Here is a 10,956-nt window from a genome sequence, read left to right as displayed (position 1 = left end):
CATCCTGACAGACTTCCAAGACACAGGGACCCATAACCGCCGATGTTTATTGTTTCACGCGCTGGAGCGACGAATCCCGTTCTCAACATCCGCCGCGGCGTATCGGTCACTGCTTTCGCAGGGACGACGTGCTGAAAGTGCCGCGGACTCGTAATCGATAGCCCGCGCCTCAATGCGGCCGCGACATCATCGCCACCACGGCGGAGCGGGTCTCGACGCCGAGCTTTTCGAAGATATGGATCAGATGCGTCTTCACTGTCGCGAGCCCGATGTTCAGGCACTCACCGATCTCGCGGTTGGTTCGGCCGCAGCACAAGAGCTCGACGACTTCCATCTCGCGCGAGGTCAGGCCAAAGCGCGCCGGCTCGTCGGCATTCGACGACAGGCGGCTGGTCAGGTTGAACTCGAGGTAGTCGTGGATCTTCTCCGCAATGTGCATGCTGCCGTCCGGGATCGCGCAGCCCGGCGCCCACAGCACGCTCATTCCGGCGACGATGCGGTCGTTGCGGCGGAAGAAGAACTCGATCATGTCGGCGACGCCGCATTGGCCGGCGAAGGCGCGATAGGTCGCCGCCTCCTGGGTCGCGCATTGGTCGAGCGCTGTGCTCAGCCGTGCAATCGGCCGGTTGCTCGCGGAGCGCGGATGCAACGGGTCGAGCCGGTTCATGCCGGCGAGATACTGGTCGTGGAAACTCGGCGGCACGTTGCTGCTGAGCACGAAGCGGTTGAGGGTCAAATTGCCGTCGACCTCGTAGAACGCGGTCGCCGACCCCTCGAGAATGCCGCGCGCGAACTGAATGGCCTGCGTGGTTGCCGGATCCGGTCGGCCCAGAAGCGCGATCATGACCTACCTCCCGATGTTTCCCGATGGCGAACGTCTGCGCGTCGCATGCCCGTCACGCTGGGGCAGCCGCGGGCCATAGTCAAGCAAATTGCGGGCCAAGCGCACGAAGCGCACATCCGGGGAAACGGTTACGCCGAAGTAACCCAACGGCCCCCTCCACCATCCGGTTGATTGCGAGCGACGCGAGCCATGCGGAACTTTCGCACATCATCCGATGTCATTGCTGGATCAAGAATGAATTCGCGTCGCATCATGGCCGCCTTCCCATCGGCGGCCGACGAACAGGTCACGCTCGCCAACTGGCGTCAGCATCCCTTCAACGAGTGGGCATTCCGCAATGTCCGCGAACTGCTGCCCACCGCGAACATCGCGCGCGCCGCAGCGGCGGCGCCGCTGTCCTTTGCGCCGCGCTATCTCGACGACGTCCGCATCGCCAACCCGCGCGGCGAGACGGTCGGCGTCGGCGAGGCGCTGCGCGCCAGCCACACCGACGGCATCGTGGTGTCGCATCGCGGACAGGTCGCGTTCGAATGGTATGCGCATGGCCTGACGCCCGATACCCCGCACCTGATCTTCTCCGTCAGCAAGTCGGTCGCCGGAACGCTCGGCGGCATCCTTGCCGATCACGGCAAGCTCGATCCCAACGCGCCGGTGACGCGCTACATCCCGGAGATGGAAGGCTCGGTCTATGGCGGCAGCTGCACGGTGCGGCACCTGCTCGACATGAGCGTCGGCATCCGCTTCGACGAGGATTACATGGCGCGCGACGGCGACGTCATGAACTACCGGCGCTCGACCGGTTGGGAGCTGCCGGATCCTGCAGTCCCGCCGAGCAATCTGCGCGACTATCTGCGCACGCTGCGGCCGAACGGCGCACCGCATGGAGAGACCTTCCACTACGTCTCGACCAACACCGATGTGCTCGGCTGGGTCTATGAGCGCGCCTGCGGCCTGTCCTACGCAAAGATCCTCTCGCACTATCTGTGGCAGCCGATGGGCGCCGAGCACGACGCCTACATCACCGTCGATTCACGCGGCGCAGGCCGCGTCGCCGGCGGCATCTGCGCGACACTGCGCGATCTCGCCCGCTTCGGCGAGATGATGCGCAATCACGGCATCAGCAACGGACGACAGGTCGTCCCCGGCTGGTGGATCGACGACATCAGGCAGAACGGCAATGCCGAGGCCTGGTCGCGCGGCGACCTGACGAAGGTGTTTCCAAACGGCAATTACCGCAACAAGTGGTACACGCTCGATCGGCGCGAAACGCCGTTTGCCGCGGTCGGCATCCATGGCCAGTGGATCTACATCGATCCCACCAACGAGACCGTGATCGCGCGCGTCTCTTCGCAGCCGCTGCCGATGGATCTCGATCTCGATCACATGTGGATGCGCGGCTATCGCGCGATCGCGGCCAGGCTTGCCGGCAAGGCCTGACCGGTTGCGACAGGGGAACATCATGGGACCATCGATCAACCGGCGCCGTCTGTTGCAGATCGGCGCGGGAGCAGGCCTCGGCATCGCGATGCCGCGCATCGCGCGGGCCAGTTCGAAGACGATCACGGCCGTCATGCACGCGCCGCTGCGCGCCACCGACCCGATCATGACGACGGCGTGGACCGCGCGCAACCACGGCTACATGATCTACGACACGCTGTTCTCGACCAATGCGAAATTCGAGATCAAGCCGCAGATGGTCGAGGCCTGGGAAGTCTCCGCCGACAACTTGACCTACACCTTCCGGCTGCGGCCCGGCCTCAAATTCCATGACGGCAGTGCGGTGACGTCGGCCGACGTCATCCCCTCGCTGCAGCGCTGGGCGCGGCGCGACACGATGGGCCAGAAACTGTTCGAATTCGTCGCCGAGCTGAAGGCGCTCGACGAGCGCACCTTCCGCATGGCGCTGAAGGAGCCGTGCGGCTTCGTGCTGGCGGCGCTCGGCAAGCCGACCGCCAACGTGCCCTTCATCGTGCCGGCGCGGATCGCCGCGACGCCCGCCGACCAGGCCATATCAGATCATGTCGGCTCCGGACCATTCCGCTTCGTGACGGCGGAATTCCAGCCCGGCGTCAAGGCCGCCTACGAGAAGAACCCGGACTACGTTTCGCGCGACGAACCGTCCGACGGCACCGGCGGCGGCAAGGTGGTCAAGATCGGCCGCTACGAATGGATCAGCGTGCCGGACTTCCAGATCGCGACCAACGCGCTTGTCAACGACGAGATCGACTATTTCGAGGTGCCGCCGCACGACCATCATCCGATTCTCGCGCGCGCCTCCAATGTCGAGCTGACCGATTACAACACGCTGGGCTTCTCCGGCATGTGCCGGATGAACTGGCTGGTGCCGCCGTTCGACCGGCCGGAGATCCGCCAGGCCGTGCTGCACGCGGTGAACCAGAAGGACTGGCTCGACACCCAGATCGGCAATCCCGATTACTACAAGATCACGCCGGCGATCTTCGTCGCCGGCACGCCGTTCGAAAGCGCGGTCGGCTGGTCGACCAAGGCGGACACCGCAAAAGCCAGGGAGCTGCTCAAGCAGGGCGGCTACAAGGGCGAGCCGATCACGATCCTGCACGCGACTGACGCCCCGATCATCACCGCGCTCGGCACGGTCACCGCTGAGGCGCTGCGTTCGATCGGCATGAACGTCAACCTGCTCGCGATGGATTGGGGTTCGGTCGTGGCGCGGCGTGCCAAGCAGTCGATGCCGGCCGAGGGCGGCTGGTCGCTCTACCATTCGACCTGGGCCAGCGCCGACCTCGTCAATCCGATCGGCAATGCCTGCGTCAACGGCAAGGGCAAGAATGGCGGCTTCTTCGGCTGGGTCGAGGATGCCGAGCTCGAGCGGCTGCGCGACAGCTTTGCCCGCACCGCGGCGTCGCCGGACCAAAAGGCGCTGGCCGACAAGATCCAGGCACGCGCCTACGAGGTGGTCACCCACGTCCCGACCGGGCAGTACAATCAACCGGCCGCGACGCGCAAGGCTCTGAAGGACATCGTCCGCGCGCCGGTGCCGCTGTTCTGGAATGTCGACAAGACCGGTTGAGGACCCCTATTCGATCGGCGGCCGCCGCGTATGCCAGTCCGTCACCGACTGGAACGCGGCGCCGGCGCGGACCAGCACGTCTTCGGAGAGATGCGGGCCGACCAGCTGCATGCTGAGCGGCATCAGATCCGAGGCCATGCCCATCGGCAGCGTGATGGTCGGGCTGCCCGAGAAATCGAACACCGCCGTGAAGCGCAGGATGCTCAGGAGCACGCTGGGGTCGGCGCCGTATTCGCTCATCTTGGTGAGCGTCGGGATCGGCACCGGCATCGTCGGGATCAGCAGCAGGTCGATATCTTCGAACATGGCGGCGAGGCTGCCACTAAACTTCAGCCGCTCGTGATGGATCGCGGCTATATCGACGCCACTCGTCGCCCGGCCCTGCTCGATCAGCTGTGCAAGGTCCGGTCCGTATTCCGACTTGCGCGATGGGTATGTGTCGAGATGCGCCTCAGCCGTCTCCACCGAGCACATCGCAATCCACAGGCTGACGAGCTTCTGATAGGGCGGGAAATGCACCTCGTGGATGTCGGCACCGAGCGCGGCGAGCGTGCGTTCGGCTTGCAGCAGGGCGGTCACGACCTGCCGATCGATACCCTCCTGGGTGTACCTGCGGTCGACGCCGATCCTGAGGCCCCTGATGCCGTCGCCGATGCCGGCCAGATAGTTCGGCACCGGAGCCCGCAGGGCGGTCGGATCGTTGATATCAGCACCCGCGATGACGCCGAGCATCGCCGCGGCATCCGCAGCGCTGCGGCACATCGGCCCGACGTGATCGAGCGAGTCCGCCAGCGGGAAGACGCCGTAGCGGCTGACCCGGCCCCAGGTCGGCTTGATCCCGGTCAACCCGCAGGTCGCCGACGGAAAGCGGATCGAGCCGCCGGTGTCGCTGCCGATCGAGCCGTAGCAGAGCCCCGCCGAGGTCGCGACGCCCGATCCGGTCGACGAGGAGCCAACCCAGTAGTTCACATTCCACGGGTTGAGCGGGGCCTGAACGGCCGGATGGTGACTGGTGTAGGCCCCCTCCGTCATCTTCAGCTTGCCGAGCGTCACCGCGCCGGCGACTTCGAGCCGATCCACGATCGTGGCATTGAAGGACGGCACGAACTTGGCGTGGATCGTGGTGCCACCGGCAGTCGGCGCAAACGAGGTGTAGCAGAGGTCCTTCAGCCCGATCGGAACGCCATGCAGCGGGCCGCGCCAGATGCCCTTGGCGATCTCCGCATCGTACTGCTTGGCCTGGGCCATCGCCCGCTCCGCAAGGACCAGCGCATAGCCGTGAAACTGTCCGTCCAGCTTCGCAATCCGGCTCAGCATCGCCTCGGTGATCTCCGAGGGCTTCGCCTCCTTGCGGCGAACGAGCTCGGAGATCTCGGTGATGGATTTGTAGTGCAATGAATCCGCTGACATCTGACGCCCTGCTGTTATCGGAAAATGCCTGCCCGGACCGCCGCCGCGGGCGGCGATCTCGCGACTCCGCTGACGGCGCGACCCGCCTAGAACTGGACGCCGCGCGTCAACGCGCCGTCCACCACGAGGTTGGTCCCCGTGATGAAGCTCGCCGCCCTGCTCGCCAGGAACACGGCGGCGTTCGCCATCTCCTGCGGAGTGCCCATGCGGCCGGTCGGGTTGAGCGCCAGTGCGGTCTTGTACAGTTCGGGATTGCCGTCCTTGATCATGTTCCAGACGCCGCCCTCGAAGTACGTGTTGCCCGGCGACACCGAATTGGCCCGGATGCCCTTGGCGGCGAGCTGGTAGGCGAGGCCCTGCGTGTAGTGGATAATCGCCGCCTTGAACGTCCCGTAGGGACCGCTGGCAAAATCGACCTCGCGTCCCGACACGCTCGAGATCGTGACGATCGCGGCGGCGCCGCTCTTCTCCAGATACGGCATCGCCGCGTTGACGAGCCGCACCGTCCCCATCATGTCGGTGGAGAATTCCTTCTCCCAGCTCTCCTCGTCCTGCCCGATCGACAGCGCGCTGACATTGGCGACCACGACATCGATGCCGCCGAGCTTGGACGCCATGTCGGCGACCCAGGCCTTCAGGACCGGCCCGTTCGAGACGTCGACGGCACTTCCGAACGCCGCAACGCCCTTGGCCTTGAGCGCGGTGACCGCAGCGTCGACGTCGCCCTGGTTGCGCGCACAGATGCCGACATTGGCGCCCTCCGCCGCGAACGTGTCGGCGATCGCCCTGCCGATGCCCTTGGTGCTGCCGGTAACGAGAACCTTCGCTCCCTTGAGTCCGAGATCCATGTCCATTCCCTCCGTTATTATCAATTATGCAACGCAATGATCCTTAGCGCATGGCGCGGTCGATCACAGCAACAGCTGTGCGCGAACGTTGTCCGCGTTGACCTCCTCGCCGGCCAGCGATCGCGTGATCTTGCCCTTCTCCATGATGTAGCAGCGCTGCGCGATCTCCAGGATGGTGTCGAGGTTCTGTTCGACGAACACGATCGTGGTCCCGAGCTCCGCCCGGAACGATTTCAGCGCCTCGCAAATGTGCTGCACGATCGACGGCTGGATGCCCTCGGACGGCTCGTCGAGGATCATCAGCGCCGGATTGCCGATCAACGCGCGGCCGATCGCAAGCTGCTGCTGTTCGCCGCCCGACATGGTGCCCGCGATCTGGCGCCGGCGCTCCTTCAGGCGCGGAAAATACTCGTAGACGAGCTCCGGCAGCTTCTTGCCTTCGGGCCCGCCGATCAACTCGCCGACCTGCAAATTCTCCTCGACGCTCATTTGCGGAAAGACGTCGCGGCCCTGCGGGATGTAGCCGAAGCCGGCGCGCGCCCGCGCATCGGCCTCGAGCTGAGTGACATCCTGATCCATGAAGCTGATGGTGCCGCGCCAGGTCTGCAGTAGACCGATCAGGCACCGCATCAGGGTCGACTTGCCGACGCCGTTGCGGCCGATCACGCCGACGATCTCGCCGCGCGAGACCGACATGCTGACGCCCTGCAGGATCGGCGTCGCGCCGTAGCCCGCCCAAAGCCCCGACACCTCCAGGATGCGATCAGTGGGCATGGGTCTTACCCAGATAGATTTCCGCGACCTTCTCGTCTTCCAAAATCGCCTCCAAGCTGCCGCGCGCGAAGATCTTACCAAGATGCAGAACGGTGACGCGCTGGGCGACCTGACGCACGAACGCCATGTCGTGCTCGACGACCAGGACGGTCATGCCCTCAGCATTGAACGACTTGATCAGCTCGCCGGTCTTGAAAGTTTCTTCGGGCGACATGCCGGCGGTCGGCTCGTCCAGCAGCAGCAGCTGCGGCTGCAGCGCCAGCGCCATGCCGATCTCCAGCCATTGCTGCTGGCCGTGCGACAGCGCACCGGCGAGCTTGCCGCTATCGTCAGCGAGATTGAGCAACGCGAGCAGCCGCTCCTCTTCGGCGCGACATTCCGCGCCCGAAATGCGTTCCTGCAGCGCGATCCGGATGTTCTGCCGCACCGGCAGCTCCTTGAACACGCTCGGTGCCTGCATCTTGATACTCATGCCGCGCTGCACCCGCGCGTAAGGCCGCTCGGCGGTGATATCGATCGAGTCGAAAAAGATGCTGCCCGTGGTTGGCGGATAGAGCCCGACGATCAATTTGAACAGCGTGCTCTTCCCGGCCCCGTTGGGCCCGATCAGGCAGTGGACCTCGCCGGCATTGACCGTCAGGTCGACATCCGAGACGGCGGTCAATCCACCGAAACGTTTCGATACGCCTTTTACGTCGACCAACGCCATGATTCAGGTCTCATCCGGTTGCAGGCGGGCGGTATCGGCCAGCGCGGGGGCTTCGTCGCGGCGCCGACGCCTGGTCCACCAATCGACGACCAGCTTACCGATGCCGAGCACGAAGCCTTGCGGCGCCAGCATCACGGTGGCGAGCAGCAGTACGCCCATCAGCACCAGCGCCGCTTGCTGACTGTAAACCGTGATGGTCTGGAAGCCGAACAGCAGCAGGAACGATCCGACCAGGGTCGCAGTCAGATCGTTGCGTCCGGAGAACGCCACCCACACGATCGGCATCGCCGCCGCCGGCAGGCCGATGCTGGATGGCGTGATGAACTGCCCCCAGGACGTGTACAGCGCACCGCTGAGGCCTGCGAGCCCGCTGCCGATCACGAAGGTCAGAAGCTGATACTTGCGGACGTCGTAGCCGAGCATCTCGGCGCGCTGCGGATTTTCCCGCGTCGCCACGATCACATTGCCAACGCTCGAGTTCACCAGCATGCGGAGCGCGATGTAGACGATCACGATCAGCGCGATCATAACGTAGTAGAGCGCCGAGCCCTCGATGTCGAAGTTGCCGACCGTGAGCGGGTCCATTCCCTTCATGCCGTTGAAGCCGTTCAGCCGGGCCGGACCGATATGCCATTCCGGCCCCGCGGTCTGCCCGAGGAAGAAGGCAAGCACCAGCGTTGCCGACAGCGTCACGATGCCGAAGAAAATCCCGCTGATGCCGCCCCAGATCATGAAGTAGCCGAGGATCCCGGCCGCGATCATCGCGATGACCACGGAGAGAACCAGCGCGGCGATCGTGGTCGTTCCCCCGCCCATATTGATGGCGAGCACGCCATAGCCGTAGCCGGCGATGCCGAAGAAGAAGGTCTGGCCGAACGACAGCATGCCGCCGTAGCCCCACATCAGGCAGAGGCCGAGCGCCATGAAGATCCAGATCAGGAAGTAGGCGAAATTGCCGACATCATAGGAATCAGCGAACAGCGGATAGATCAGTGCCCCCGCCAGCACGGCGAGGAAGCAGGACCAGAAGATCTTCCCGCGTCCGAGCGTCTGCGGGCCCTCGAGCAGCTTCAACATCAGAAATTCCCGTCTAGCGCCCACGACGAACCAGCACGCTGGATAGCCCCTCGGGCAGCACACGTATGATCAGGATGACTGCAAACAGCATGCCGATCTGGCCGATGATCTGCCCATAGCTCGCATTCAGCGCCATCCGGATCATCGCCAGGAACACGGCGGCCGGCGCAGTTCCCAGCAGGACATTGGCGCCGCCGATCACCACGGTGACAAAGCTCTCGACCACGAAGGTCGCTCCCATGGTCGGGATCAGCGTCATGGTCGGCGCGTAGAGCGCGCCGCAGAGCCCCGCGAGCGCGGTGCCTATGCCGAAGCTGATGGAATAGATCCGCCCGGTGCGCGCGCCGAGCGCCTTGGCCATCGCCGCATTCTGCATCGTGGCGCGTGCGATCACGCCAAAGCGCGTCTTCATGAAGATGATGTAGAGCCCGGCCAGCACGGCCACAGCACAGCCGAACAGCACAAGGCGGTAGGTCGAGAACGTGTAGCCCCCGATCGCAAAGCTTCCTTCCGGCGTGCCGATACCGCGCACCGCGGAGCCGACGATCAGCAGCATCGACTGCGTCACGATCAGGCTGAGGCCCCAGGTGGCGAGCAGCGAGTCGAGCGGACGCTTGTAGAAACGCCGAACGACGAGGTACTCGACGATCATGCCGATGATCCCCGCGGTCAGCGCGGCAAGGATCTGGGCAATCGGAAGCGGGACGCCGAGGTTGACGAGCCCCACGGTGACGTAGGCGCCGCACATGATGAACTCGCCATGCGCCATGTTGATGACGCCCATCATGCCGAACACGATGGCCAGGCCCGCCGCCGACAGGATCAGGAACGCGAAGACATCGGCGAACTGATAGAATACCGAGAAGAGTTCAGCCGACATTCCGGTCTCCCTGATCGCGGCGCCGCATCATTGCGGCGCCGGCTCGGTTCGAAGTCGTGACGCACCACACGAGCAAGATTCGTGCCTGCGCGCATCACGATTTGCTGGGGAGATGACTCGGCGTGTACTGATCCTTATCGTTCTTCTTGGTGAGGTCGCAGCCGATCTCGCCAAGCCAGTACGGCTGGATCGTCCCGTAGTCCTTCTCCACCGTCACCTCGTGCTTGGGCCCGACCGAGATCAGGCGCATGCGGTGCGACGTATGCTGGCTCTTCGGGTCGATGCAGACCTTGCCCTCGGGAGCGTCGATGCAGGCATCGCCGGTTGCGATCACCTTGCGCATGTCCTCGAGCTTGGTCGACTTCGCCTTCTCGACCAGCGCCTTGTACATGTAGAGCGCGTTGTAGGCGTTGTAGCCCATGTCGTTGATGTAAAGCTCATCGGGGAATTTTGCGTGCCAGCGCTTCTTGAAATCGTTGGCTTCGGGGGTATCGATCTCCTCGAACCAGTTCGCGGTCGCATGCATGTTGTTGAGCGCCGGCGGCTTGAACCGCTTGTGCTCGAAGCCGAGCATGATCTTGATCGAAGAGCCCATCGGCAGGTTGAGGTTGGCCGCGGCCGCCTGCTCGAAGAACGAGTCCTGCGCCGCGCCGACATTGATCGTCAACAGCCAATCCGGCTTCGCCTTCTGGATGTTCTGGATCGTCTGCGCGAACTGCGACACGCCGAGCGGGATGAATTCCTCTCCCACGACCTCGCCGCCGAGGTCCTTCATGATCTTGCGGTTCCACTCCGCGGAGATCTGGCCGAAATTGTAGTCGGCTGCGATGACATAGACCTTCTTGCCGAACTTCTGGACCATCCAGGGGATCAGGGTCGAGAACTGCTGCTCCGGCACCGCGCCCATGCTGATCATGCTGGCGTCGCAGACACCGCCTTCATACTGGTTCGTATAGAAGTACGGCGTGGTGGTGCGATCGACGATCGGGCGCAACGCCTCGCGCGAGGCCGAGGTGATGCCGCCGATCAGCACGTCGACCTTGTCGCGATTGAGCAGCCGGCGGCCGAACTCCTGATAGCGGGCATTGTCACCTTGGGGATCAAGGTGAATCAACTCGATCTGCCGGCCGAGAATGCCGCCGCTCTTGTTGATCTCCTCGACCGCCAGCTGCGAGCCGTGCAGCTTCGGCATGCCCATGAAGGCGAGATCGCCGGAGACGTCCTCCAGCAAGCCGACCTTCAGCGGCGGTTCAGCCGCCTGGGCGGCACCTATTGCCGCGGTCCCGAGCATTGCACCAAGCAAAGCCATTCCGACTATACGCCCCGAATACATCGCGATGTCCTCTGTCGTTGAAGGATGTTTGA

10 protein-coding genes are annotated in these 10,956 nt (G+C 64.3%); 2 read left to right on the top strand and 8 right to left on the bottom strand.

The window, feature by feature from the left end; genetic code table 11:
• Positions 1-169: 169 nt before the first annotated feature.
• Entirely contained in the window at positions 170-844 is a 675-nt protein-coding gene (locus AC1VNY_RS14450) for a helix-turn-helix transcriptional regulator (protein WP_028345120.1), read from the bottom strand.
• A gap of 234 nt (positions 845-1,078) precedes the next feature.
• Between AC1VNY_RS14450 and AC1VNY_RS14445 the strand changes: the two genes are divergently transcribed.
• Positions 1,079-2,281: a serine hydrolase domain-containing protein gene (locus tag AC1VNY_RS14445; RefSeq protein WP_482405628.1), complete on the top strand. Its 1,203-nt coding sequence runs from the start codon at positions 1,079-1,081 to the stop codon at positions 2,279-2,281.
• Between the two features lie 22 nt (positions 2,282-2,303).
• Positions 2,304-3,893 carry an ABC transporter substrate-binding protein gene (locus tag AC1VNY_RS14440; protein WP_482405627.1) on the top strand — a complete coding sequence of 530 codons (1,590 nt, stop codon included), beginning with the start codon at positions 2,304-2,306 and terminating at the stop codon, positions 3,891-3,893.
• 6 nt (positions 3,894-3,899) lie between these two features.
• Here the strand turns inward: AC1VNY_RS14440 and AC1VNY_RS14435 are convergent, their stop codons facing one another.
• The 7 genes from AC1VNY_RS14435 to AC1VNY_RS14405 all read right to left on the bottom strand — a co-directional run bounded on the left by AC1VNY_RS14435 (position 3,900) and on the right by AC1VNY_RS14405 (position 10,900).
• Positions 3,900-5,303: an amidase gene (locus tag AC1VNY_RS14435; protein WP_482405626.1), complete on the bottom strand. Its 1,404-nt coding sequence runs from the start codon at positions 5,301-5,303 to the stop codon at positions 3,900-3,902.
• Between the two features lie 86 nt (positions 5,304-5,389).
• On the bottom strand, positions 5,390-6,151 hold the full coding sequence (locus AC1VNY_RS14430) for an SDR family NAD(P)-dependent oxidoreductase (RefSeq protein ID WP_482405625.1): 762 nt from the start codon (positions 6,149-6,151) through the stop codon (positions 5,390-5,392).
• A gap of 63 nt (positions 6,152-6,214) precedes the next feature.
• Positions 6,215-6,925, bottom strand: coding sequence for an ABC transporter ATP-binding protein (locus AC1VNY_RS14425; RefSeq protein WP_050386935.1), 711 nt, complete (start codon positions 6,923-6,925; stop codon positions 6,215-6,217).
• Positions 6,915-7,634: an ATP-binding cassette domain-containing protein gene (locus AC1VNY_RS14420; RefSeq protein WP_482405624.1), complete on the bottom strand. Its 720-nt coding sequence runs from the start codon at positions 7,632-7,634 to the stop codon at positions 6,915-6,917. Before AC1VNY_RS14420 ends, AC1VNY_RS14425 begins: the two co-directional genes overlap by 11 nt.
• A 3-nt stretch (positions 7,635-7,637) precedes the next feature.
• Entirely contained in the window at positions 7,638-8,711 is a 1,074-nt protein-coding gene (locus AC1VNY_RS14415) for a branched-chain amino acid ABC transporter permease (protein WP_482405623.1), read from the bottom strand.
• Between the two features lie 13 nt (positions 8,712-8,724).
• Entirely contained in the window at positions 8,725-9,591 is an 867-nt protein-coding gene (locus tag AC1VNY_RS14410) for an ABC transporter permease subunit (RefSeq protein WP_018270848.1), read from the bottom strand.
• A 94-nt stretch (positions 9,592-9,685) separates the two neighbouring features.
• Entirely contained in the window at positions 9,686-10,900 is a 1,215-nt protein-coding gene (locus AC1VNY_RS14405; protein WP_155258877.1) for an urea ABC transporter substrate-binding protein, read from the bottom strand.
• Positions 10,901-10,956: the final 56 nt, after the last annotated feature.

This window comes from Bradyrhizobium ferriligni (genome assembly GCF_056837965.1).
The sequence above is the reverse complement of the archived record's forward strand: the minus strand, read 5'-3'. Positions and strand labels throughout refer to the sequence as shown.